This is a genomic window from Paenibacillus sp. NMA1017, from assembly GCF_058895805.1.
Genome location: NZ_JBZXYR010000003.1, coordinates 639,999 through 666,721, shown reverse-complemented (window position 1 = coordinate 666,721; position 26,723 = coordinate 639,999). Strand labels below are relative to the sequence as shown.

General features: G+C 41.9%; 15 protein-coding genes. 3 read left to right on the top strand and 12 right to left on the bottom strand.

Translation table 11 applies throughout. The features are described 5' to 3' along the window. The first annotated feature begins 80 nt into the window (after positions 1 to 80). Entirely contained in the window at positions 81 to 11,156 is an 11,076-nt protein-coding gene (locus tag AC5ELV_RS11870) for a DUF7507 domain-containing protein (RefSeq protein WP_493430346.1), read from the top strand. Between the two features lie 158 nt (positions 11,157 to 11,314). On the opposite strand, the gene AC5ELV_RS11865 is transcribed toward AC5ELV_RS11870, so the two are convergent. The 6 genes from AC5ELV_RS11865 to AC5ELV_RS11840 form a co-directional block, all read right to left on the bottom strand. Next, positions 11,315 to 11,512 (bottom strand): cold shock domain-containing protein, encoded by a 198-nt coding sequence (locus AC5ELV_RS11865; RefSeq protein WP_013373372.1) that lies wholly within the window; start codon positions 11,510 to 11,512, stop codon positions 11,315 to 11,317. A gap of 491 nt (positions 11,513 to 12,003) precedes the next feature. Beyond that, positions 12,004 to 12,789, bottom strand: a complete 786-nt coding sequence (locus AC5ELV_RS11860; RefSeq protein ID WP_493430345.1) for an FkbM family methyltransferase — start codon at positions 12,787 to 12,789, stop codon at positions 12,004 to 12,006. Positions 12,790 to 12,986: 197 nt separating this feature from the next. After that, the gene (locus tag AC5ELV_RS11855) at positions 12,987 to 14,711 is read right to left on the bottom strand and encodes a glycosyltransferase family 4 protein (protein WP_493430344.1); all 1,725 of its coding nucleotides are present in this window, start codon (positions 14,709 to 14,711) and stop codon (positions 12,987 to 12,989) included. Positions 14,712 to 14,724: 13 nt separating this feature from the next. Further along, complete coding sequence (locus AC5ELV_RS11850) at positions 14,725 to 15,774, bottom strand: glycosyltransferase family 2 protein (RefSeq protein ID WP_493430343.1); 1,050 nt, start codon at positions 15,772 to 15,774, stop codon at positions 14,725 to 14,727. Positions 15,775 to 15,797: 23 nt separating this feature from the next. Beyond that, the gene (locus AC5ELV_RS11845; RefSeq protein WP_493430342.1) at positions 15,798 to 17,861 is read right to left on the bottom strand and encodes a glycosyltransferase; all 2,064 of its coding nucleotides are present in this window, start codon (positions 17,859 to 17,861) and stop codon (positions 15,798 to 15,800) included. Between the two features lie 23 nt (positions 17,862 to 17,884). Continuing rightward, a complete protein-coding gene (locus tag AC5ELV_RS11840; protein ID WP_493430341.1) occupies positions 17,885 to 18,967 on the bottom strand; it encodes a glycosyltransferase in 1,083 nt (360 codons plus the stop codon). 208 nt (positions 18,968 to 19,175) lie between these two features. Here AC5ELV_RS11840 and AC5ELV_RS11835 point away from each other — a divergent pair, with 208 nt between their 5' ends. Both AC5ELV_RS11835 and tagD read left to right on the top strand, forming a co-directional pair. Next, positions 19,176 to 20,669, top strand: a complete 1,494-nt coding sequence (locus AC5ELV_RS11835) for a CDP-glycerol glycerophosphotransferase family protein (RefSeq protein ID WP_493430340.1) — start codon at positions 19,176 to 19,178, stop codon at positions 20,667 to 20,669. A gap of 14 nt (positions 20,670 to 20,683) precedes the next feature. Beyond that, on the top strand, positions 20,684 to 21,076 hold the full coding sequence (tagD, locus tag AC5ELV_RS11830; protein ID WP_493430339.1) for a glycerol-3-phosphate cytidylyltransferase: 393 nt from the start codon (positions 20,684 to 20,686) through the stop codon (positions 21,074 to 21,076). Positions 21,077 to 21,145: 69 nt separating this feature from the next. Here tagD and AC5ELV_RS11825 read toward each other — a convergent pair whose 3' ends face one another. The 6 genes from AC5ELV_RS11825 to AC5ELV_RS11800 form a co-directional block, all read right to left on the bottom strand. Beyond that, entirely contained in the window at positions 21,146 to 23,098 is a 1,953-nt protein-coding gene (locus AC5ELV_RS11825) for a glycosyltransferase (protein ID WP_493430338.1), read from the bottom strand. Between the two features lie 20 nt (positions 23,099 to 23,118). Further along, complete coding sequence (locus AC5ELV_RS11820; RefSeq protein ID WP_493430337.1) at positions 23,119 to 23,457, bottom strand: hypothetical protein; 339 nt, start codon at positions 23,455 to 23,457, stop codon at positions 23,119 to 23,121. Continuing rightward, the gene (gene fliS / locus AC5ELV_RS11815; protein WP_493430336.1) at positions 23,457 to 23,843 is read right to left on the bottom strand and encodes a flagellar export chaperone FliS; all 387 of its coding nucleotides are present in this window, start codon (positions 23,841 to 23,843) and stop codon (positions 23,457 to 23,459) included. The genes AC5ELV_RS11820 and fliS overlap by 1 nt, the downstream gene beginning before the upstream one ends. Positions 23,844 to 23,877: 34 nt before the next feature. Further along, positions 23,878 to 25,356 (bottom strand): flagellar filament capping protein FliD, encoded by a 1,479-nt coding sequence (gene fliD, locus AC5ELV_RS11810; RefSeq protein WP_493430335.1) that lies wholly within the window; start codon positions 25,354 to 25,356, stop codon positions 23,878 to 23,880. Between the two features lie 17 nt (positions 25,357 to 25,373). Continuing rightward, a complete protein-coding gene (locus AC5ELV_RS11805) occupies positions 25,374 to 25,736 on the bottom strand; it encodes a flagellar protein FlaG (protein ID WP_493430334.1) in 363 nt (120 codons plus the stop codon). A gap of 150 nt (positions 25,737 to 25,886) precedes the next feature. Next, on the bottom strand, positions 25,887 to 26,657 hold the full coding sequence (locus AC5ELV_RS11800) for a flagellin N-terminal helical domain-containing protein (RefSeq protein ID WP_023990669.1): 771 nt from the start codon (positions 26,655 to 26,657) through the stop codon (positions 25,887 to 25,889). Positions 26,658 to 26,723 lie beyond the last annotated feature (66 nt).

Below are 26,723 nucleotides of genomic sequence, written 5' to 3'. Positions count from 1 at the left end.
CACCCAGCCTAGCTGGCTCTTCCTACACGGAAATCCCAAGATAACGGATTTGGAAGAGATGGAAAGTAGGAAGCTAATCCATGGCTTTTATTCAGCGTTACGTAACGAACCAGACGGGGGCTGTCACCTTTATAGGGAATACACTTGGGCTGGCACGCTCTAATTCGGTAGGAGTACCGGGAACAGCGACCAGCATTGGCGCGTTCATCACAACCAATACAACCTCTCGCTTCGGCACGTATCCATTCGGCACGACTTCTACCTTTACCAGTAACTCATCGACAGCATTCCTTGTGCTCCCTGGAGGCAGTACGGTGCTGTATGCTGAGCTTATTTGGGGAGGAAGTTATGCCAACGGCAGTACCAATGTATTATCCAGCGCCAGCAACCCGGTCACATTTCAGACACCTGCTTTATCTACTACAGTCAGCCCTGAATCTGCAACATCAGTCAATGTCACCAGTCTCAGTACCTATGTGAGAACAGCGAATGTCACAAATCTGGTCATTCAAGGCGGTGCAGGGGCATACACGGTCGGAAATGTGACGGGCACCATCACGGTTCCCGATTCCACCAACACCAACCATGCCGGCTGGACGCTGGCTGTGGTGTACAATAACCCGTCTCTGCCCTTCCGTAACCTGTCGCTACGTGTTGGTGGTGAAGGGGTCAGTACCGCTACAGGCTCGGTCAATGTGGTGGTTAGTGGCTTTGCCACGCCCGTACAGGGGACTTTGCGTGGTAGGGCCCTGATTAGCGCCCAAGAGGGTGACGTGGACATTACTGGTGACCGTGCGTTATTTGGACCTACCACATCCAGTTTGACTGCGCTGTCTGGGCCTAATAATTTTTCGACTAATTTTTTCGCTTCCCAAATAAACGGAGACGACGGTACATTGGTCACGACCGGAACCTTCGGTACAACTAATGCCGTAAATGGAGCACCTGGCACACAGGTGACGGGCGGACGGCAAGGTTGGGACATAACCAATGTCGATATTTCCTCCACGCTGCTCAACAGCCAAACCACAGGTGTCCTCCAGCTGACAACAAATGGCGACATTTACACTGTAAATGCCAATGCCATTCAAATTGATATCAATGCCCCGCTGGTAACCCTGACCAAAACGGCCAGCTCTACAGGCTTGGTTATTGGCGATACAGTTACCTATACGATTAACATTTCGAATACGGGGCTCGTCAGTGCTTCCAACACAGTACTTACCGATACCATACCAGCCGGGGCTACCTTTGTACCTGGCAGTGTTGTTGTCGCGGGCACAGCCCAGCCAACAGCCAATCCCGCAACAGGTATCACAGTGGGTAGCGTAGCTCCTGCTTCCACGGTGACCATTACATTCCGTGCAACCGTCACTTCATTGCCAGCAAACACCCAGCTGGGTAATCAGGCATCCGCATCCTTTTCCTTCCAAACTGTGCCTGGAGGACCTGTCATTTCTGGCAACGTTCCGTCCAACACTGCCAGTACACCGATCTACCAGCCTGTTATTGGGATTGTTAAAAGTGCCAATACAACAGCTGCTACAGTCGGAGATGCCATTACGTACACGTTTCAGATATCCAACACGGGCAGCATTGCTGCAAATCTCAGCTTTTCGGAGAGCATTCCCGCCGGATCATCCTTCATACCGGGCAGTGTGACCATTGGTGGTTCTTCCGTGCCTGCTGCCAATCCCGCTACTGGTTTTTCAGTTGGAACGATTAATACTGGTGCTACTATACCCGTGACCTTCCAGGCCCTCGTCAACGCGGTTCCCGCCTCTGGTAATTTGACCGATCAGGCGGCTTATACGTATACCTTCACACCGCCTGACGGACGTGTATTGAACGGAAGCGGGACGTCCAACACGCTCACCATTCCCGTATCCTCACCAAATGTGACCGTGACAAAAGTCTCTTCCCTGGCGGCTGCCGCAGTCGGAGAGACTATTCAATTTACCATAACCGCCACAAACAACGGAATCACCAATGTGACCAATGTAGTCGTTACCGATCCACTGCCAAGCGGAGTTGCCTTTGTACCTGGTAGCGTCACCGTGAACGGAACTGCTTCTGCGACTGCTACACCTGTGAACGGTATTCCGATCGGCACTTTAGCTCCAGGCGCATCGGTTACGGTTGTATTTCGAGCAGCCATTAATTCTCTGCCTTCTCCTGCACAGATTAACAATCGTGCAACTGTCAGCTTCACTTCCGGGGCCTTTACCGGATCATCTTTGTCCAATCTTGTAACCATACCTGTCGTTATTGCAACGCCGACGATTACCAAAAGCGCAAGCTCCAACCGTGCCAGCGTTGGCGGGACAATTACTTATTCATTTCTCATCGCTAATACCGGAACAGCCGTATTAAACACGACCTTGACGGAAACTGTACCGACAGGCTCCACCTTTATTCCCGGAAGCGTCATTGTCGGCGGGTCCTCAGTGCCAGGCGCCAATCCTAATACGGGAATTTTAGTGGGCACCATAAGCCCTGGTGCACAAATTACAGTCTCATTCCGGACGACAGTGGATTCCCTCCCCCCCGGGGGTGGGTTAAACGATCAGGGCCTGCTCCAATATTCATATCAGTTGCAAGACGGGAGAACCCTCTCGGGCTCGCTTCTCTCCAATATTGTTTCCGTATCGATTTCGCTTCCCAACGTAGCAGTAACCAAGTCTGCGGGATTCACATCCGTTAGTGTTGGCGAAACGCTGACCTACAGCGTGAACGCCGTAAATAACGGAATTGACCCCATCACAAACACCGTGATTACCGATCCACTCCCCGGCAGCGTGTCATTTATACCCGGAAGCGTAACCGTCAGTGGTTCACCTGTGAGCACAGCCGATCCAAGAAGTGGGATTCCAGTCGGCACCATTGGCGCAGGCGCATCCGTGCAGGTGTCCTATGCTGTGCTGGTCAATGTCGTTCCGTCCGTACAGCCGCTGCAAAACACAGCCAGTGTCAGCTTCACCAGCGGTGCGTTTACCGGAACATCCCAGACAAATACCGTCTCTGTGCCGGTTTATCAACCTCGCATCAGTGTGGCCAAATCTGCAAATACAACAGCAGCTACGATAGGCGACACGATTCTGTACACATTATTGGTCACGAACAGCGGCAACTATAACGCTTCTGTAACGCTGACAGATGTTATTCCTGCCGGGTCCACATTTATGGAGAACAGCGTGGTAATCAATGGCGTTAGTCAGCCCGGAGCCAGTCCAGCAGCAGGCATTTTCATCGGAACCGTGTCGCCGCAAAGCCCTATCACATTGACATTCCAAACTGTAGTCGCTTCTCTTCCAATACCATCCCAACTAACAGACCAGGCCACCGCCGCCATTTCCTTTACATTGCCCGATGGGCGAGTGAGAACAGATAGCACATCGTCCAACGTGTTATCCATTCCTGTGTCAGCGCCGAATGTGTCCATTTCGAAGACTGCAGACCGTTCCACCGCCATTCCTGGTGATTCGGTGTTATACACCCTGACCGTACTCAACAACGGAATCCAGACTGTGAGCAATGTGGTCGTTTCCGATCCTATCCCGGGCGGCTCTCAATTCACTGCGGGTAGCGTAACGCTGAATGGCTCCACAGTGGCCAGTGCAGATCCATCATTAGGTATCGTTATTGGGAGCATCGCCGCTGGAGGAGGGGCTACGATCACTTTCAGGGTGATGGTGTCCTCTCCATTACCAAGTCCGCCGCAGCTCACCAATCAATCGCGTGTCAGCTACACCAGCGGTGCTTTTTCAGGCGTATCAGTATCTAACCCGGTGACAGTGGCTTTGAACGCTCCGGTGTTAAGCGTAAGCAAAACCGCCGAACCTATATCAGCCACAGTCGGAAACATCGTAACGTACTCTGTGGCAGTAACCAACAGCGGTAATATTGCAGCTGCTGCCACATTGATAGACAATATCCCCGCAGGCTCAGCACTGGTACCGAACAGTGTGGTTGTCAACGGTGTTCCTATTCCCGGCGCCAGTCCCGCAACAGGTCTGTCTATTGGCTCCATTGCACCCGGAGCCGTAACTCAAACAACTTTTCAGGTGGTGATTACTTCCGTGCCTTTACCTCCCCAACTCACCGACCAGGCGAATATCAGCTTTTCCTTTCAACCGCCGGATGGCCGGATTGTTAACGGCAATGTTTCGTCCAATATTGTCACAATTCCTGTATCGTCACCCAATGTGCAAGTTAGCAAAAGCGCTTCAGTAGCTGACGCAGTTCCCGGTGATACGATAACCTATACCATTACAGCTACCAATAGCGGAGTCCAAACCGTGACGGATGTTCGGGTGAACGATACGATCCCGTCGGGCTCCACTTTTGTTCCTGGCTCAGTTATTGTAAATGGAACGACATTGCCGTCAGCCAGCCCCTTAACGGGGATCCCAATCGGTTCCATCGCTGCCGGGGCGTCAGCAACGGTCACTTTTTCCGTGTCCGTTAACAGCCTGCCTGAGCCACCCCAACTGAGCGATCAGGCAACGGTCTCTTTTACCAGCGGTACACTGAATTTCACATCACTCTCCAACACCGTTGTCGTCCCAGTTTACCAACCTATTATCAATCTCGTTAAAACTGCTAATACGAGTCAAGCAACGGTAGGCGATACCGTAGTCTATACACTGACCGCCCAAAATACAGGTAATTTAGCAGCGACCGCCACCTTCACCGATGCCATTCCATCAGACTCTTCCTTTATACCGAATAGCGTCACCGTGAACGGTCTGCCTGTTGCTGGAGCCAATCCCCAATCAGGGGTATTAGTCGGAAACATTGCAGCGGGGGCTTCTGTCGCTCTTACTTTTCAAGTCGTCATTAACGCTGTCCCTGCTGGCCTGGGTCTGTTAAATCAAGGTTCGGCCACATTCACCTTCCAGCCACCTGACGGTCGCACATTAAATGGAAGCGTACAATCGAATCCGGTGTTCATTCCCGTATCCAATCCGAATGTCACCGTGACCAAAACGGTCAATCAGACCTCTGTAGCCTTCGGCGATACCATTACGTATACCATTAACGCAGTAAATAGCGGCATTACACCCGTAACGGGAACTGTCTTTATCGACCCGATTGCTGATGGCACTACTTTTATACCTAACTCCGTACAAGTCAATGGTGTCACTATACCGGGAGCCAACATCGCCACAGGCGTATCCGTAGGCACTGTCCCTGCTGCCAGCTCAGTAACGGTCACCTTCCAGGCAACGGTAACATCCTTGCCAGCGTCAGGTTTGTCAACGGATCAGGCGACTGTCTCCTTTAATTCAGGGGCTTTCGCAGGTCAATCCGTCTCGAATCAAGTCAGCCTACCTGTACTACAGCCGATTTTGAATGTGACCAATACCCTCAGTGCGGATCGTGCTACTGTAGGTAATACACTTGGCTTTTTCATCACTGTAACCAATACCGGCAACGCGCCCGCAGAAACGGTCGTGCTTGATCTGTTGTCCAGCTCGCTTAGCTTGAATCAAAATAGTGTACTGGTCAACGGTGCACCCATTCCCGGAGCAGACCCTATTACAGGCATTAATATCGGTTCAGTTGCCCCAGGCGCGACGGTAACCGTCTCGTTCAGCGCTGTGGTCATATCGGTACCACCAGGCTCCATACTAACCAACCAGGCCACTGTGAACTACACGTTCCAGCTACCAGATGGACGAACGCTGACCGGAAACGGAGCCGCCCTGCCTGTATCCATTCCGATCTCGTCACCAGATGTAACAGTCACGAAGGCAGCTGATGTGGCTGTCGCTGTCGTGGGTGATTCTGTCCCCTATGTCATAACTGCGTTCAATAACGGACTCGATCCTGTTACTAGCGTAATCGTCACGGACACCATTCCCTTCGGAACCGCCTTTGTACCAGGCAGCGTTACAATCAATGGTACGCCGGTCGTTTCAGCCAACCCGCAAAATGGCATTCCTGTCGGAACGCTTGGAGCTGGTGGCGGAGCCACCATTCGCTTTTTGCTTAACGTACAATCCCTGCCGTCACCAGCGTCCATTACCAATGAAGCAACCGTCAGCTTTACTTCAGGTGCATTTAATGGATTTTCGGTATCCAATCCCGTTACCATCCCTGTGTATCAACCGATCGTCACTGTAACTAAAAGCGCGGGAACTGGAAGAGCTACGGTTGGAGATACTGTAACCTATACATTCTCCGTTACGAACTCTGGAAACATCGGTGCAGATACCGTACTTAGTGATCCCATTCCGGCAGGGGCTGCTTTTATCCCTAATAGTGTAGTGATCAATGGCACCGCAGCACCTGGTTCAGATCCAAGTGTTGGGATCCCATTAGGTATCATAGGTGCAGCTACGACCGTCACTCTGACCTTTCAGACAGTCATTACCTCACTGCCCGCATCAGGTACATTGGTCAATCAGGCGACCGCAGCTTACAGCTATCAACCACCAGATGGTCGTGTCCTGACTGGAAGTGCAGTATCTCCGTCCGTGACCGTCTCGGTCTCTTCGCCAGATGTGGACGTTATCAAAACAGCCTCCGCTACTGATGCCGTAGTCGGAGATACCATTACGTATACTGTGGTCGCTACGAATAACGGAATCAGTCAAGTCGTCAATGCCGTTGTATCTGATCCACTGCCGCCCGGCACCAGCTTTGTTCCTGGCAGTGTAACCGTGAATGGCACATCTGTACCTACTGCATCACCAAGCTCAGGTATCCCTGTAGGCACCATCGTAGTAGGTGGTTCGGCAGCAGTTACATTTCAGGTCTCCGTCGTTAGTCTGCCGCAGCCGCCGCAAATAACCAATCAAGCAACCGTCAGCTTTACTTCAGGCACGTTGACCTCGTCTTCGCAATCCGATCCGGTGACCTTGCCTGTTTATCAGCCAATCATCGGCCTGACCAAAACCGTCAATACCGTCAACACACAGATCGGATCAACATTGGTCTATACTCTGACGCTCACCAATACCGGAAATATTGCCGTTATACCCGTGCTGTCGGATAATATCCCTGCTGGCTCCGAACTACTGCCTAACAGCGTCGTTGTTAACGGCATCCTTGTACCGGGAGCTTCGCCAGTTACAGGCATAACGCTCGGATCACTGGCCCCTTCAGGCAGTATTACAGTGAGCTTCCAAACCATCGTCTCGTCTCTGCCAACTCCGCCTATATTGACCGACCAAGGGCAAGCGAACTTTACGTACTCACCGCCAGATGGTAGGGTGCTGAGTGGTTCCGTCACATCCAATACAGTCAATGTTGCTGTGTCTGCACCTAATATTCAGGTGACGAAAACATCCAGTCTGGCAGCCGCTGTAGTCGGAGATACGATCAGATATACACTGAGCATCACGAATAACGGTGTGGATTCAGTCACAGATACTGTTGTAACCGACACAATTCCTGCAGGTACCTCCTTCGTTCCGGGCAGTGTCCTCATCGACGGAGTAGCCTTCCCTAATGCCTCTCCGGTTGCTGGAATTGCCATTGGAAACGTCGCACCTGGAAATACATTCGTCGTCAGTTTCCAAACGACTGTCCAGTCTTTGCCGCAGCCACCACTGCTCACAGATATTGCAGCCGTCACGTTTACTAGCGGAACGTTCACTGGCACTGCCTTTTCCGATCCACTCATCGTACCTGTGTTCCAACCGTTAATTGCAATTACTAAAGCATCTAGCACTCTTAACGCCTCCGTCGGCGATACACTGACCTACACGATTACGGCCGTGAATAGCGGCAATATTGCAGCAGCGCTTACCATCAGCGATAACATCCCGGCCGGATCGACTTTCCTTGCCAATAGTGTCAGCATTGCTGGCAGTCCGCAACCTGGATTGTCCATCGAAACTGGCGTTCCAGTTGGATCCGTGCTGCCAGGCGGAACGGTATCCGTAACGTTCCAAACCGTTATCAACACTCTGCCTAATCCACAGGTGCTGGTCAATCAGGCATCTGGCTCATTCACTTTCCAACCACCAGATGGCAGAACGGTATCCGGATCTGCGGTATCCAATTCAGTTAGTATCTCTGTATCCTCACCAGACGTTAGCATCGTCAAAGGAACGGCGGCTACCGACGCCATTACTGGCGATATCATCACCTACACATTGGCTGTCTCCAACAATGGGATCAGTACAGCCAATAATATAGTGGTTTCAGATATGATTGCGGCGGGAAGCTCCTTTGTGAATGGCAGTGTTACCATAAACGGAACTTCCTTCCCTGATGGAAACCCTGGCTTTGGCATTGCCATCGGTAGCCTCGCTCCAGGAGCCGTTGCTACCGTTACGTTCCAGGTTCGAGTCGACTTCTTGCCAACACCGGCACAATTAACTAATCAGGCATCCGTTAGCTTTACCAGCGGAGTATTTACTGGCAGCTCAACATCTAATGTAATAATCATTCCGGTCTTCCAGCCGATCCTAACAGCAGTCAAAACAAGCAATACCAATAATTCTACCGTCGGAGACATCATCACTTACACGATTGTCGTATCCAACACGGGTAACATTGTAGCCTCAACTACTGTAAGTGACAATATTCCGGACGGCTCTGTATTCCTTCCGAACACCGTCTCGATTAACGGCATTGCAGCTCCCGGTGCAAGCCCGGTTTCTGGCATCTCGACTCCAGCCATACCACCAGGACAATCGGCAACCGTCACTTTCCAAGTGCTGGTATCCTCCATCCCTGCAACCGTACTGCTGGTAGATCAGGCTGAGGTAGACTATCGCTTTAATGCACCAGATGGACGAGAGGCAGGTGGTTTCCATTTATCCAACATTGTTGAGGTTGCCGTGTCACCGCTAGACATCACATTAAGCAAAAGCGTAAGCTCACCTTTCGCCACTACTGGCGATACCTTGACGTATGAACTCGTGATCCTCAACGAGGATACGAATACCGTGCAAGATGCCCGTTTGCTGGACACTTTGCCAGAGGACATCGAGTTTATTACAGGCTCAGTTCAGATTAATGGATCTACGGTGGCAGAGAGCGATCCCGGCACCGGCATACCTTTGCCACCGTTAGAAGCGAATACCAAGACTGTCATATCCTTTGATATCCGTATCACAGCGACAGAACAGCCAGGGCCACGTACGAATCAGGCGCGCTTGTTACTCTCAAATGGTGAAGAAGCGAGTGCCGTTTTGTCCAATGCTGTCACCATTGCCTTACTTCAGCCTGTGGTGAAACTGACGAAAATAGCCAGCACGGAGAGCGTACAGCCAGGTCAAAGCATCACCTATTCCATCGTCACAGAAAATACGGGAAATATCGGTGCGTTTGGCTTGTTAACGGACTCATTGCCATCGGATCTTTCTTTTGTTCCCGGCTCTATTTCGGTTAATGGAACCCCTCAATATGGAGTCAGTCCAGAGCAAGGCATTGCCCTAGGCACCATCGCACCAGGAGAAAAAACGACTACCGTCTTCTCCGCGCTTGTCGTTCGTGCCTCCGAGTCTGGCACACTGGTGAATCAAGCTTCGCTGGCTTACTCCTACCATCTGCCGGACGGACGAAGCACAAATCTGGTATCTACCTCACCTTCTGTCTCGGTTAAAGTAGCCCCTACCGCTAAAGGAGCCTTGTCAACTGTGCTACGCACAACAGTGTCTACTGTCGCATTAGGTGATGCTGTGCCTTATCAGCTGACTCTTGTTAACGATGGAGGCTCGGTCATTACCGATGTAGTATTAGCCGATTACGTACCGAATGGAACCATCATAAACCCGAATAGCTTGAAAATTAACGGTTCTCCACCTGCTTCTAGCAAGCCAGGTGAACCATTATTTATTGGCAGCTTACAGGCGGGACAGACAATTGATGTATCTTACAGCGTGAACGTTCAGTCTCTGCCTCTCGGCGGACGTCTAAACAATAGCGTTCGTCTTCAATATGCTGGCAGTGACGGTGCGAGCGAGGTTACCAGCAACACCGTGACTATAACTGTTTTTGATCCACAGCTTGCTGCAAGTATCTCCACAGAAAATACGGAGGCCATCGCAGGAAAAAGCCTTACTTATACGGTACTGCTCAACAACTTTGGCAACGTAACATCCGAAGTTACACTGCAAAATTTCATTCCTGCCGGGACTCTATTGATTCCTGACAGCATACAGTTGAACGGTCAATTACTGTCGGGGGCCGATCCAGCTATCGGTGTTAGCCTTGGGTCTGTGGAATCCAGACAGTCATTGACACTGACTTATCAAGTGACCGTATTAGAGACGCCTCCATCCGGCTACATCGTAAATCAAGCTGCCTTGGCCTACTCGTTTACGTTACCTGGAGGAAGAGTCGTATCGGAGACATTGAATACCAATACCGTTACGATCCCAGTTGTATTCCCACTGCTCGAATTAGTTAAAAAGGTGAACACCACAGATGCCTCTGTAGGCGACACACTCACCTTCACCATTCAGATTACTAACAAAGGGGGGATCACAGCGCAGCATCCGCTGTTCACAGACCCGTTGCCGCATGGACTCATTTATGTACCCAACAGCCTAACTATCCAACAAAAAGCACAGCCAGGCGCTAATCCCGCCGCAGGTATCACGCTCCCGGATATTGCACCAGGGGAGACGCTCACCCTTACGCTCCAGGCGCAAATTCGTGAAGCACCAGCAGATGAAACATTCAGCAACCAAGCCACCATCGAATATACCTCACGTCGTAGTGGTGGAGAGACCATCCAGGAAACAACCCAAACCAACACCGTCGGCGTGAGCGTTATTTCAGCCATCCCTAAACTTACGCTTAGCTCCAGCGCTTTGCGTGTCGGCCAAGAAGATACCCTGTCCTTCACCGTCCATGTGGAAAACATCGGAAATACCCCACTGGAAGAGCTCTTGCTCACTGCACCATTTGCAGCCGAAGATTTCATTTTGCTACGAACGGTCACCGTGAATTCTGTGCCACTACCGCATCCTAACCTGCTCCAAGGTATTCCGTTAGGTCGGCTTGACCCAGACCACAAAGCCGTCATCGTCTTTTCTTTCGACATCGAATCTGCCCTCCGTGCGTATCTGATCGCCCAGGTCATCCTGCGCTATCAATTCCGCTATCCAGACGGAAGCGTAGAGAAACAATCTGCCTCCTCCAATACCATTTTTGTCGAGATGGCTGACTTTGATGGTTCTCTAGAGTAAATATTCTATTGTGTTGAGCTCCTTACCACTGGGTAAGGGGCTTTTTTATGTAATTAGAAAACATAAAAAAGCCCTGGAATAAATTCCAGGGCAGTGCTAGCGCGTTATCCATTGCTAACCATCTTACCAATTATGTAGGTCGGCTATGCCGGGGATGATTATAATTTGGTTACGTTAGCGGCTTGTGGTCCACGTGCGCCTTCGACAATGTCGAACTCCACGTCTTGTCCTTCTTCAAGTGTTTTGAAGCCTTCTGTTTGAATTGCGGAAAAATGTACAAATACGTCGCCGCCGTCAGCCGTTTCAATGAAACCATAACCTTTTTCTGCGTTAAACCATTTTACTTTACCTTGCATGCACTAACATTCCCTTCGTCATCAAATGAAGTGAAGCTCTCGCCCACATTTCCGACTATACCACCCAAAGTTATCCATTGTCAATTGGAATTGATAATGTTTTCATTCATAGTTATTCCAATTTTAAAAAGCAATCTATTTCTATAGATTGAAATGGTATATTAAGCAAAGAGTTTACTATACAATTATAGTAAACTCTTTGCGAATGTTTGAAACTCTTAATAGAAGAACATTTTATTATGAAATTTTGTACCCTCTCCTGATCTTCTTATAGAAAAGTAACACTTTATCTCAGTCCATGGTTTTAAAACTATTGCAAAATTAATTGGGGAGCCTTTCCTTGAGCCAATAAGACCTGCTGCCTCATTGCCCAAATCAACTCTTTAATTGGAATCATTCGATTTAATCTGATTTAAAACACTTAAAAAAACAATTTATCACTCGTTTTTAAATACATGGCGTATTATTAAAGTTAAAATCTTCTATACAAGTCATTCAAATACTATTAAAGCATAGGGATAGAAATCTAGAGAAATGATAGATTCTAATGAAACTGGAATAGCAGCTCCTTCAGAATCTAAAGAATAAAGATTTCCATTATAATTAATAAGCAATTCTTCTATTAGAGATGCAAATGATGAGCTTTCCTTCCCTAACATAATTTTATTCCATTCAAATACTATTTTTCTTATTTTCCCTTTTTTTATAAGATCAACCATTCCTAAAAAAGCCTGATACTCTCCACCTTCAATATCAATTTTTAAAAGGTCTATTTGTTCCGTTTTAATGAGTTCACTATCTAGAGTCACTGCATCAATATTTATTAGAGTATACTCATCTACTACATTTTCATCAGTGGGTCTAACCTGTAAAGAAGAGTCACCATGAAACTTCTTTGATGCTCTAAATTGAAGTCTAGAAACTTCTGAGTATACTGCTTTATTTATGAGCTTTGTTTGTTTTGTAATCCAATTCATAGCGATGTTATCTTTTAATAAATTATATATTTCTGGATTTGCCTCGAACCCTATGACAGTTCCTTCACTCCCTACTAATTTCGCTGCTAGGATAGTAAAATACCCAACATTTGTCCCTACATCAACTACCGTGTCCCCAACTTTAACATTATCTATAAAATATTTTGTTAAAGGAGTTTCAATTAAACCTTTAGTGACTAAGCTAGGCATCAAACTTAAATCGTCTGATGAAATAGTCAACATTCCACCGTAAGCTAAGTTAATAATCATTTTTTTATTCCCAATATAAGTTCCAAACATACTTTTGGTCACATCCTTAACATATTAAATAATTATCAATTCAATATTCACCATTAAATAAACCCATCTTCTTGATCAAGAAATATCTTCTTAATTTAGGAAAAAATTTGAAAAACAGAGCTAAAAATATTATATTAACAGTGTTTTTAAAATTCCCCTAATAAATTATTATCTTTCATTATTACCGTAGTTTAAAGTTACTTCACTAGTTTTTTTATCTCATAAAAATATTCTGGGTAATTAACTGCATCCCCTAATACAGATATGTTCTCTAAACATTTAATACAACATTCACCATTGGAAAGTAAGTTCAATAAATTAATTATATAATATAAGTCTGTGAAATCCGGATATATTTTTTGTAGGTAATCAATAAAATCAAAAGCTTCTCTATCCTTTTCTAACTCAATTAAGCATAAAAGCATCCACTTAGCATAAACAGCTTTATGAAATAATTCTTTTTCCAATTTGAATTTCTCAGTCAGCAAAGTAAATGAGTCGATAAAATATTTTTTATTGTAAAATACATAAGCATCTTCATATGGTAAACTCCCTTTACCCTCCATAGCGTAAACGAACACTTTACCTATCTTATTATTTTCTGGTTGCTTCCTTGTTGCAACTGTTTCCCATCTAGCAATATAGTGCCCTTCAATTAAATTATAGACTCGAGGTATTTGTATGATGTCAGAACTACTGTTAAGAATATTTTTGATAAGTTTCTTGTATTCCCTTGTATTAATTAATTGTTTTTGCTCAATATAAATATTCCATTCAAAGGGTGCAGATTGGTTTTTCACAGTAAAACTACTACAATAGTTATAATATTCAGCTAGTTCAATTATTATCTGATCCCATGAAAACATTTGAGATGTTTTTATGCCATTCTGGATTAATCTAGATTTAACTTCCGAATTCTCTAGTAACATTTTTATTTTTATAGCAAGGTCTTTAGGTTCATTAATATGTGCTAACAAGACATTTACGTTATCCTCCGCGTACTCTAGAACACCCGCATTTCTTGTAGTGACAACTGCACAACCACACGACATTGCTTCAATTACAGGTAATGAAAAAGATTCATAATGAGACGCTGATACATATAATTCAGCCCCTCTATATAAACTAGCAATTTCATCTTGCGACGGAGCTATATATATTTTGCTAATATCAGATAAAATAAAAGTTTGAACCACGGGTTCTTCTGGAGTTATCCAAATCAAGTCTAAACCAAAGTTGTCATCCCTCAATATCTTTACAGCCTCAATAATTTCTTCAATACCTTTAAATGTATTGTTCTGCCCTATCATTAATATATACGGTTTGGTCCATTTAAAGGCATCTATATCAATATTAAAAGTAAAATTATCAATAGCATTATAGATAACTTTAGCTTCTCTATTATAAAATCTCTTTATATAACTTGCTGCTTTATTAGAAACGGTAAATATAAACTCAGGTAGCTGGTATTGTTTATAGGCAAATGCTTTAGTATTAGGATCCAGGTTATCGTATTCAAAAAGATGGTTATCTCCTTGCTCAAAATAAACGACAGGTGCAATCCCTGTTTCGATACATGCGTGAATATGTCTATAATAAGTAGCAACTACTAAATCACAATCAGGAATTCCTTTGGCAAGTTCTATACCAAATGGCACCTGAATATACTCAGCATTTAGTGGGAACCATGTTGGAAACGGAAAATGACAGATGATTGTTATTCTCATTCCATATTCAACTAACTTATTTGCGTGCTGTAGAATGATTTTCACTCCACCACACACGTTAACTTTTTCCATCACATAAACAACATGAATCCTTTGCTTGGGTTCAATAATTCCTTCAATAAGATTCTGTCTTTTAGCATTGACTATATTTTCATACCGTTTCTGAAGCTCTCGATTTCTTAGCTCATTTATCATAGTTGCTCCTTAGTTAGACCCCTTTTGCTTCAAATAAGTCAAAAAGATCATGGATTTTATCTATTGTTTTATTGTCCATAACTCTAATAAATTTATTCAATTTCATGTTAATTAGCTTAAAATCGGATAAGTTTGAAAGTATTATTTCGTTATTTAAACCCTTGATCCATCCCATATATAGCCTTAAAATTTCTAATCTATTTGAAATCTTCGTAGAAAGGAGAGCATTACTTAAAGCAGTCCAAATGTTCCAATGAATTAATCTTGTTAAATATGTGCTCAACAACTTGTTTTGTATATATTTTTGTTCTACATGCTCACTCATAAGAGACTTCACTATATTAAATGTATTAATCAAGTTACTGAAGTTTTTTACTGGATCTTTATAAATAGATTGAGTTGCTGACTCCGTTTCGTTTTCTCTTATTCTATAGTTGTAGACATTAGAAGATACATTAAAAATTCGCTTTGCTCGCAAATATGCGTGAATGGTAAAAACATGATCCTCTGCGAAGCTTATATGTTCTGGGAACTTGATATCATAAATTAGTTTTTTAGAAAAGAGTTTTCCGCAACTATAAACAGAATATAAAAATTGAGAATCATCATAAATATTTTTATAGCCTTCCAATTTCATTTCAGGAAATTGGTTGAAAAAGTTTACAACGGTGCTGCTCTTGCTATCAAATCGCTCATAGATCCCCGTAACTAGATCTACGTTTTTATCAATAGCCGTTTGATACATGAGTGCAAGGGTATTTGAAGGAATCGTATCATCCGCATCCACAAAAAAAACATACTGACCTTTAGCCAACTCCAGACCAATATTCCTTGCTGCTGAAACTCCCTGGTTGACATCTTGTCTATACAGCACAATCTGATCATAACGGGAGTCAAAATCTGCTGCTATCTCATAAGTTTTATCTGTAGAATGGTCATCAATTAAAATAATTTCAATTTCTGATAGAGTTTGAGACAATAAGGATTCAATAGTCTCTTGAACATATTCATCAACATTGTACATTGGAACGATCGCGGATACTTTAATCTGGTTCGTTGTCATTTTTTTATCACATCCATACAGAATTAATGAGATTTTATTTTTATGTTTTTAATTAACCTTGAAACCCTCTCAGTACGATTGACAATCTTGTCGAGATACTCCAAAGCATCTGGATAATGCTCTAGTTTAAACAACATATTAGCTATTAGAAATAAAGTGTCGTCACGATTTTCTTGATAGTTAAGTGAAAGTTTTAGTAGATCTATCACTAACTCATAATGATTGCGCTCATACATATGATTTATCAATATATTAACAGTATTAGCCTTATCTATTATATTCTCAATTATTACGTTTAAAATTTGATTTGCATGTATTTTTTGAGAATCAATCAACGTCGTAAGTTCCGTTAAAGATTCTTCTCGTTGAACATTTTGTTCTATCCTTAATAACAAAAATGTAAGCCATTTTATAGACTCATGTTTCAAAGATACTATCTCTTCAAGCTCGTATATCCAATTTTCTACTTGTTCAGTCTTTTCAGGTAATTTCAATAACCAATTTAATGCGTCTTTATCCTTTCCCAGACCATAATATACTGTTCCCAAATTAAAAAGTGTTGTAGGATCATCCGGGTTCATCTCATATGCTGTATTCAGCAAAGGAAATATTTGATCTAGTCTATTTCTCTCATAATTCGTGATTGCCAAATAATTCAATAGAGGTACAACAGGGCCATCATATTCCTTAGCGGCCTTAATAATTTTCCCTGTAGAATACTGCAATATTTCCTCCAACACTTCGTCTGATAACGTTTGAAATAATTGATTGAATAATTCATGTAGGACTTTATGTCCTATTTCTTTCGAAGCGGTGATAAGGAATTGTTCAACATTAAAATAAGCTGACAATTCATGATCAACCAATCTTTGTAATTCATTCATAAACCTTACGGTCGGTTGCTCCATCTCTTTATTTTTATAGTCGATTTTGAGCTCGTCAAATCCTACCTGTTCAAAAAGTGCTGGCAGTGTATTAATAGTCCAATTAGTCAAAAATCCGTAAGGCAAGTCCTCTCCTTTAAGCAAACTTATAATTGTAGAATAATGATGTATATTGGGGAAATTTGCAATTAATTTACCACCATCTTTCAACAATGTATAGCAACCATATAATGTGTTTTCCAAGTCATCTATTGCATTTAAGATAATATAATCAAAGGATTGCTTTTCATTTACATAAGCTTCTAAGCTTTCTTTAGTGATCAGTTGCAGTTCTTTACTTATTTCTATAACACTTCTATTACTTTCAACTCCAAAAACAGATGCATTAGGATAATTTTGTTTTAAACTGAGAAGTGTTGCCCCACAGCCACTTCCAACTTGTAAAACTCGAAATTGTCCATCAAGTTCTGCTTGTATGGATGACTGGAGAATCGTTTTTTGCTGAGTTAGGGAAGCGTCAAATCCCCAAATCTGCTTAAATTCATTACTATTCGATTCTTTGTTATCTTTTTCTCCATAATGGTGGATAAAAACATGTTTAGTAAGTATAAGTTTAAAACCTGCTTTTACCGCTCTTAAGGAATAATCGATTCCTAGTGCTTGTCCGCTTAGTTTTTCGTTAAAATTCCCTATTTGTTCAATGGCTTCTTTTTTGAAAAGCAAGCAAAAATTTGCCAGAGTCAACCTTTGTTCCTGCCTAAAACTACGCCCGTTCTTCTTTGCGAAGTATAGTAAATCCTCAATAGAAGAAAATTGAATCTCTGTGGCCTGTGTTCCCTCAGCATAGTTTGTAAGTGGCCCCACTCCCGCAACACTATCATCCTGATATAGGGATTGAATCATATAAGTTAACCAGTTTTCTGTTACCAAGGTATCGCTATGCAAAAAAAGCACATTGTCCCCAGTAGCTACATTTAAACCAGAATTCCATGCTTGAGCTTGAGATAGGAGTTCATTATGAAATAAAGTAATTACATCTGTCTGTTCTACCAGCCAGTCTCTTACTAATGCTGAACTTCCATGTTCAACTATAATCAATTGATATGTTCCACGTTCTGTAAATCTACGTATACTTTCTAATGATGCTCTCATATATTCAAAATCTTCACTTGCACAGGATAAAATAATACTTGTTTTCCACATTGGCTAAACTCCTCTATTCTTTTTTAAAATTCTTCCTTTCTAAACTCTCTCAATCGTGCTATAGAAGGCTCATAACTATAAGTTGATGCCTCCATATATTGCTCTTTTGCTTTTACCAAATCACCTATGACTTCATAGAACACGCCTAGATTATGGTGAGCTGCAAAACTTCCAGCGCCCAGTACACTTCCTTCATTCCCTGTCTCCCCAATTTCCAACGCCTTCTTATAATATCGCTCTATTGAAGAGATTAATCCGCTATATTCCTCGGGATTACTTAAAATAAGCTCAAGAAGATACAAAGCAGATACAAAATAAAAATCCGCATTATTAGACAAAAAATCCTGATGATTCTGAATCAGCGACAGTCCCTCTTCCAAGTGGCTCGTTGCAATCATTGCATACAAAAGATTAACAATAATGTTAGGAGCATATCCTTCAAGCCCGGTCATGGATGTATAGGCTCGTTTTAGATGAATAAGGGCTTGATGATGATCCTCCAATCCACGATATTCTTTAGCAAGGTGGAAGTGATAATAAGGATCATTCGGATTTTCTTCAATAGCTAATTTTAAGATAGGTATATTTCGGTTACTTTTTGTTTGTTGAAAATAACCATCATGCTGAACTTCTATCCCCAGTTGTATTCGTGGAAGATCAGACTCGATCTGCTCATGTATTTTCCCCTTATATCTGCATTGAGCAGGAAATATCCTCGATATGTATATTTGCTCATAATTAACTCCATCTGTTCCCATAAATTTATCAATTCTCTTTACTTTGCCTATTGAATGTTTATTTCGGGTAATAAATTCAAAAATAATCTCTTGGCAGTCATTAGATATATATTCGTCGGCATCTAATATTAAATTCCAGTCTCCCGAGGAATGTTCCAGGGCAAAATTTCTTGCATCTGCGAAGTCATTCTTCCATACATAGTCTATAATTTTAGCGTCGAATTCTTGAGCGATATGTTTAGTATTGTCCGTCGAACCTGTATCAACAATAACAATTTCATTCACATATTTCACTGCGCTCTCCAAACAACGTTTTAGAGTTCTAGCCTCATTTTTGACAATCATGACTAAAGAAATAGTAGGTTTCATATGTGATCCTCTTTAACTTTGAAATGTAAAAACCAAATCTGCTCGTATAAACTTATTATCGGTTTTCACTTCACATCTCAAGAGTCTTCTTAACAAATATGTAGAATGAATGTTTTTCCAATATATAATAGCTTTATGCACACCGCTTTCTAACCGATAAATAATATAAAGGTCTAAAAATCGCCATAAGAAGGGACCCAATATTTATATGGATAAAATTAAAATTACTATGTTTCACCTGTCATCCTCAGGTTCTAATAACTATTATCTTTATCATGCCGCTACCAAAGAAATGCTTGCCAAATATGAAATTGAACTTTTAACAGATAGACAGGCATTATATAACCGATATATTGACCATAGTGACGTGTATATTACAACACATGGTGAGTATTCTTCTGATTACAGCAAGATCAACATAGACATGTGGCATGGATTTCCACTAAAGGGTATGGCTAAAATGGATAAACAAGAAGAAATTTCAGACACACATATTCATGAGCATTGGGCCAAAATGGATATGATTATGTCCTACTCTTCTCTCTATAATACAGCCATGAACGCTTGTAATGGAGGGAACATCAGCCAATATCGAATCACGGGACTACCTAGAAATGACGCTTTGTTCTCCCCCCACTCTAAAAAAAATTTAAAAAAGCTTTTCCCTAAAATCAACATAGACACTGGTTCTGTCATATTCTTCATGCCAACATTTCGCAAATCCTTTGTAACTCCTGATAAACTCGAAGGAGGGAAAAATTTCAGTAATATTTTTGGTTTTTCTGAAATGTATCAACAAAATTTTATAGAGTTTTTAAAAGAAAACAATATAACACTTATTGTAAAGCTACACCCTTTTGAGGAAAAATATTTTACAGAAGAATTAAATGCTCTTTCATCTGAGCATATTGTTATTTTGAATGACAACCTGCTATCACAAAATGGTGTCGACCTCTACGATATTCTAGGCTCTGCCGATATACTCATTACTGATTATTCTTCTGTCTATATTGATTATCTCTTGCTGGAGCGTCCGATTTTGTTCTTACCAACAGATTTGGAGGAATACAAAGGAAATCGAGGTTTCCTATTTGAACCTTACGACTTTTGGGCTCCAGGGCCAAAAGCAACTACCCAGCATGAATTGCAGAATACTATAAGTCGTTTTCTGACTGAACCAGACTGGTACAAGCAAGAAAGAAACACCATCTTGACATTGTGTCACAAATACCAAGATCATCATTCGGCATCACGTATATGGGAGCTAATTGATCAATATATTGAGGAGCATCGTGAGGTCATTCAACAAAACAGAGAAATCTTTCATAAACATAAACAGTTACAAAACCAAATTAAAGCCAAAATAAACGATATGATCGAACTTGGCCAGATAGCACAAGCCAATCAAGCTATACAGCAGTATCTCGAAGACAATGCTGCGGACTCAGAAATCTATGCAATGAATGGTATGCTCCACTTGTTAAATAACAATCCACAAGAAGCAATAGAAACTTTTGAAATAGGACATCGGCAGTTCCCGTGGGACGAAGATCTAATTTATAATATGGGATATGTATATGAGTGGATAGGAGATAAGACTTCTGCTCTGATACATTACCAAAAGGCGCTAGACCAAAGCACTCAACCCAAGTTGACTTCACTACTTCTTGAAAAGCTTACGAAACTATCTTCTGGTTCATAAAAGGGGGGGAAACCTTGAGAAAAGTAATCACATATGGAACGTTCGATCTACTTCACTATGGTCACATTCTTTTATTTCAAAGAGCCCGCGCCCTTGGTGATCACCTCACCGTAGCCCTTTCTACAGATGAATTCAATACAATTAAAGGGAAGGCAGCTTATTTTCCTTATCATAAACGAAAAATGATGCTTGAAGCTATCAAGTATGTAGATGCTGTTATCCCGGAACACTGTTGGGAGCAAAAAGCATCTGATATTTCAAACCTTCATATCCATACTTTTGTAATGGGCGATGATTGGAAGGGAAAATTCGACGATTTAAAAGCTTATTGCGAAGTTATTTATTTAGCACGTACACCCGATATTTCTACGACTTCAATCAAAGACAGTCTGCAAAACTCCATTTAGTATCAGTTCACCCTTTAAACAGACAGCGCGTACCTATGAAGAATAGGTACGCGCTGTCTGTTTAAATCCTTAATTTATGAATTCTCTAACAAAAGAAATGCTCGAAAAGTCAGGAAATTCAGAGATAAATTTATCAATATACAACTTCTTGTCGTGCTGTCCTGCGCTACGAATCAAGAAGTAGTACAGATGTCTAGCTTTAGGTTGCAATTCTACAAGCTCTTCAAGAAATTCTTTGGCTTCATCATAATGTCCATGATTGAGATGATAAAAAGCCAAATTTTCCAGGCTTGTGGCATCTAATTGTCGTTCCACTAGTAGGACTGAGTAATAGTTCATAGCCATTTCAATCAAATTTAAACCATAAAAATAATTAGCCAACATATTGATAAGCTCTGCGCTTTTTATAGCCTGTACAAAGTTATCAAAAAGTTCATAATTCTTTATGAGAAAGAGCTGTTTGGCTACCAAAAATAACGAGCCCGAATATTCTATTAGCATTTGTGAATCATCAATTTGCTCTCCCTTAATAATCTGAGAAATCAATACATTCACATTCTGGATATCTTCATCCTCACCAAAATAGTTACTATTTAGGAATCTAGTATCACTCCATATTAAGGAACCAAGTATAGTTTGTATCCATAATTGTTGCTTATCTCCCTCAGTTACCTTTTTCACAGCAGAGCAGGCTTCTTCCCAGCTTTCTTTATCCTGCTTCATCACAGCGATTCGTATGTGATCTGAACTAGTTAGGGAGTCATCATCTTTCAAAAAACTGAGATAATACGATTCCATTTGGTTCCGCCCTAATGCCAGTGAAACTTTGTAGATCAACATAATATCTGATTTTTCTTCCACATTGAAGTGCTGATTAAGAAATTCAATGATGGTGTTCTCACTTTCGTTTTGACAGAGCCATTCGATCAAACGCAGTAAAACTCTGGGATGCTTATTGTTTTTTTTCAGAAGTATGGAGAGCCAATAGATTGCCTGCTGATTATCATTTAAACGGAAATATAAAGATATCAACTGCTGGACCGGGGTTTCAAAGCTATACATTGGATCCACCAACCAAAACTCTTTTTGGTTAGCAGCTCTCTCTTCAGCTATACTTATCGCTTTTAAATAACAGGAAATCGCTTGTTCAAAAAAACCCAAAGTTTCATAATGGATTCCTTTAATTGCATAGTATTCTGAATAATCCTTGAATAAGGATAACTTATCTTCAGTCCATCTCCACGATAAATGGAGCCTATCCTGTTTATAATACAAACTTATAAGCCCAATTAAACAATGCGGGTACCAAGCTACTTTAGAACTAGTCCCTTTAAGAGCACGCTCGTAGCAATCCGTGGCTTCAACTTCATTTTTAGCGTAACGATATTGGTTTCCCAATGTAAACCAGTCATATTCACTCATGTTTTGGTGCTTCTTCATTTTATTAAAAATGGACATATTACGCTCATGTTTATTCTTTTCAACAACTCGTTGTTCCTGATAGCCTGTATGATATATATTTAATTCCAACTTTTTATGAAATAACTCTTTTGATGGGCCCCTAGTCAACTGCTCGTGGATCGGCCTTTCAAAAAATATGCCTTTATAATTAGGAAACAACCGCGTTACGGGGGAGGTAGTTATTTCATCCTGAAACTCTTTTTCCCCCGTAAAATTGATAATAGGCAGTGTATATGCCAAATTTTCCACAGGTATCTCTCTATCAAGAAAATGAATCCATTCATTATAGTCATCTACCGACAGATATTCATCAGCATCCATCACTAAAATCCATTTCCCAGTGGCATGCCGAATGGACTCATTCCGTGCTGCAGCAAAATCATTTGACCATTTATAGTCAAAGATTAGATGGGTATATTCTTGTGCAACCTCTTTTGTTCTGTCTGCAGAGCCTGTATCGACGATGACAATTTCATCAGCAATAGTTTTTATACTATCCAAACAACGTGCCAACAAGGCCTCTTCATCCTTAACAATCATACATACACTAAGTCTCTTCATTACTCTACCAACCTTATTTGTTAATTCTTACGATCAAAAAACAAGCTGTCCGGCGTATAACTTGCATTGTATGCTGATTTCTGTTCTTGAATAGTCCCTTGCTTAAGAAGCCATTGGCTTGCTTCTATTTTCAGTCGATTCATTTTCATTAGGATACTTGCATCAAACTTGCCTAATTCCTTTAACTTTTCTTTTTCCTCCTGGGTAAGAACATCTTTCAACTTCATAATATTCTCAACCAATCTTTCTCTTTTATCAGTAAAAGCAACCAATTCTTCAAATTGTACAAGATCAATTTTATCCACTATCTCTAAAACACTACATTCTAATTTTTGTATTTCGAGATGAATAGTGTCCATTAAGCCTGCTCCATGCCAAGACTAAATGATTTCCCAGCTTCTTCCCAAGCCTCTCTTAAATCTAACAAATAAGATAAAACTTCGTTGGCTGGCGTTTTATCCTTTTTCAAATTAGCGTTAATCAATCGGTGCAACATGTATTCATACACCTGAAAAAGTGTCTTAGCAATTGGATAATCATAGTTAAGAGCGGCAATCAGTTCATTAATAACAGCTTGTGCTTTACACAAATTTATATTTGATTTTTCGTAATTCGATTCCTCAATACCAGATATCCCCATACGAACAAAACGAATAGCACCATCATAAAGCATCAATAGTAATTGAGCCGGAGAAGCCGTTTGCAATTGAGTTTGTTGATATTTTTGATAAGGTGAATTAATCAAAGCTTGATCTCTCCTTTAAATAAGAATTAATTCATTAAGAAAACATACTTGAAAGACTTGACGAGGTACTATTGTATTTATTCATGGCCGTCTCCATAGCTGTGAACTGTTGATAATAGCGGTTTTCAATCATCGTCAATCTGTCTTGTAAGGCATCAATTCGCTTTTCATAAGCTGTTAATTGATCGCCCATTTCACTCTTTAGTTGAAACGCAGCAGAAAGATCGCTGCTAATTTTGGATGTTCCCGCCTTATCCGCCAAGCTTTGCAGAGATACTTGATCCGTTTTCTTTAACCGACTGAAAATGCCGTCTGTTGACGTATAATTTTTGGTAGAAGACGTATCAACTTGTCCAAATAATGCGGTCACTTTCTCTGGCGTAGTTTCAAGAGCTGTGCGTAGCTTTTTCTCATCCACATACAGCTTCCCTTTCTCACTATATCCACCGGTTGTAATACCAAACTGAGCTAAATTCACCTTTTCTCCGTTTGGAAGAACTACATCCGATATGATCGCCGATCTCATATCACTAATTGTTTTATCTACAATGGAATCATTTTTTAACATTCCGCTTTGGGCTTTACTTTCCCAGAGCTTTACTTCATCATCGCTCATATCTTTCTTTTGATCTGTGGTTAACGGTAAAAATTTACGATACCGCTCTTCGCTTGTCTTTTGATTAAGTGTAGACAAAGTATCATTATAGGCATCCACGAAAGACTTAATCGTATTCACAAGTGTGTCAACATCCTGTGAAACTTCAATTTGTGTCGACTGGCCAGTTGGAGTAGTCCCATTCAAACTGATCTCGACACCATTAACTGTGAAACGGTTTGATGTCTGCTCTGTTGCTAGTCCATTAATTTCAACAACTGCATTTTTACCTTTCACTACGTTAGCCGACTTCAAGCCAAAGCTTTGCTCGAGCAGTTCTCCCCCTAATATAATGTCTTTATTTCCAGTTTCTTTATTGGTCAATGAAATTTTTCCTGAGGAAGCATCATATACAGCAGTAACTCCCGCTTTTGTACTTCTATTAATTTTGGACACCAATGAATCAATAGTGTCATCAGATGTAAAACTTATGGTGTCAGATCCAACGATAATACTCGTCTCTGCACCCGTGTATATATCTGATAACTTTGTTGAACCTGGAGTGGAGCTTACCGTCCCTCCAGAAGATACAACATTAGAAGCAGACGCCAAATTTGTAACCTTTATATTTAATACAGAATTTGCAGATGCTCCTGTAGCTGTTGCAGTGAGCACATTAGAGGCACCTGTAACCGTTGCTTTTTTTGAATCAATAGCGCTGCTTAAGCTGTAACTTGTTAGTTTTTCATTAAAACTCACTAACTTTGTGCTTACTTGACGATATCCTTCACGCTTCCACTCCGTCTGTTGCTTCTGCTGATTCAGTTTATTCAATGGAATACTTTCTGTAGCCATTAACTTTTTGACCATTGAATCAATATCCATCCCCGAAGCCAAACCGCTAATTCTCATTGTCATGTTAACCCTCCTAAATTTTAAGCCTTTTTATCAATAATAAGTCCGTTTATTTCCATCAAACTTGCAGCTACATCAAGAAGTTTTTCGCGAGGAACTTCTCTAATTAAGTCGCCTGTCTGTTTATCGAAAACTTTAACCATAATTGCGTGGGTCTCCTTGTGAATGGAAATCTCAAACTTCTTTTCCGGCCCCTGCACAGCTCTAATCGCCTTTTCTAACTGCTGGAGAGCCTTTTCTTCTTCCCCAGACAGCTTAACAACGGATTGGTTGACGTTTCGCTGATTTATGGCTGTAATTGATGATTCATCTGCATTACCCTTGGGCGAAATAAACTTCGCCTGTCCTGGCACTGGACCAAGACCAGAAATACTATTATCCACAAATTCACCCTCCCTACGTGCTGAAACATCATCAAGAGCGTTTTATAGTTTCTAATACTCTTTATATCGGAAAATAAGAGTTGTTTATGAAGGAGAATAACAAAAAAGAGACCTTGGAAATCAAGGTCTCTTCTAAGGAAAAAGTGTAGATTAACGAAGTACAGACAAAATACCTTGTGGAGCAGAGTTTGCTTGTGCCAGCATCGATTGAGAAGCTTGCAGCAGGATGTTGTTTTTGGACAAAGCAACCATTTCTTTAGCCATATCTGTATCACGGATACGGGATTCAGCAGCAGTCAGGTTTTCTACAGTAGTACCAATGTTATTGGATGTGTACTCCAGACGGTTTTGGACAGCACCCAATTTAGCGCGCTCGGAGGAAACATTTTTAATAGCAGTTTCAACTTGAGCGAGTGTTGTGTTGGAACCAAGCGTACTGAATCCAGTAGTACTGATGCTTCCGATAGCAATTGTACTTGTAGCTTTGTCATTCACAGTAATATTTGCACCTTTAGTGATGCTAATACCGTTAAATGTTGTTTTAGTCATAATTTCATCGATTTGGTCACCCAATTGCTCCAGCTCTTGGTTGATGTTTGTTTTGTCAGCGGAGCTGTAAGTACCACTCGATTTTTGAACATTCAGTTCTTTCATACGAGTCAGCATGGAGGATACTTCGTTCATTGCACCCTCAGCAGTTTGTACGAAGGAGATACCATCTTGAGCGTTACGTTGAGCTTGCTCCAGACCACGGATTTGACCGCGCATGGATTCGGAGATGGACAAGCCAGCAGCGTCATCAGCAGCACGGTTAATGCGCAGACCGGAAGACAGTTTCTCCATATTTTTACTTGTTGCACTTGTGTTCAGACCCATGTTGCGGTGTGTATTCAATGCCGGAATATTGTGGTTGATAATCATTGTAAATTTCCTCCCTGAAATGGTTTAATGCCCACATCCTTGTGGTATGAACGTCTTCACAGGTCG

Coding starts and splice junctions, on each gene's coding strand:
- AC5ELV_RS11870 (WP_493430346.1), top strand. CDS start 81: ATGGCTTTTATTCAGCGTTACGTAACGAACCAGACGGGGGCTGTCACC.
- AC5ELV_RS11865 (WP_013373372.1), bottom strand. CDS start 11,512: ATGCAAGGTAAAGTAAAATGGTTTAACGCAGAAAAAGGTTATGGTTTC.
- AC5ELV_RS11860 (WP_493430345.1), bottom strand. CDS start 12,789: ATGTTTGGAACTTATATTGGGAATAAAAAAATGATTATTAACTTAGCT.
- AC5ELV_RS11855 (WP_493430344.1), bottom strand. CDS start 14,711: ATGATAAATGAGCTAAGAAATCGAGAGCTTCAGAAACGGTATGAAAAT.
- AC5ELV_RS11850 (WP_493430343.1), bottom strand. CDS start 15,774: ATGACAACGAACCAGATTAAAGTATCCGCGATCGTTCCAATGTACAAT.
- AC5ELV_RS11845 (WP_493430342.1), bottom strand. CDS start 17,861: ATGTGGAAAACAAGTATTATTTTATCCTGTGCAAGTGAAGATTTTGAA.
- AC5ELV_RS11840 (WP_493430341.1), bottom strand. CDS start 18,967: ATGAAACCTACTATTTCTTTAGTCATGATTGTCAAAAATGAGGCTAGA.
- AC5ELV_RS11835 (WP_493430340.1), top strand. CDS start 19,176: ATGGATAAAATTAAAATTACTATGTTTCACCTGTCATCCTCAGGTTCT.
- AC5ELV_RS11825 (WP_493430338.1), bottom strand. CDS start 23,098: ATGAAGAGACTTAGTGTATGTATGATTGTTAAGGATGAAGAGGCCTTG.
- AC5ELV_RS11820 (WP_493430337.1), bottom strand. CDS start 23,457: ATGGACACTATTCATCTCGAAATACAAAAATTAGAATGTAGTGTTTTA.
- fliD (WP_493430335.1), bottom strand. CDS start 25,356: ATGACAATGAGAATTAGCGGTTTGGCTTCGGGGATGGATATTGATTCA.
- AC5ELV_RS11800 (WP_023990669.1), bottom strand. CDS start 26,657: ATGATTATCAACCACAATATTCCGGCATTGAATACACACCGCAACATG.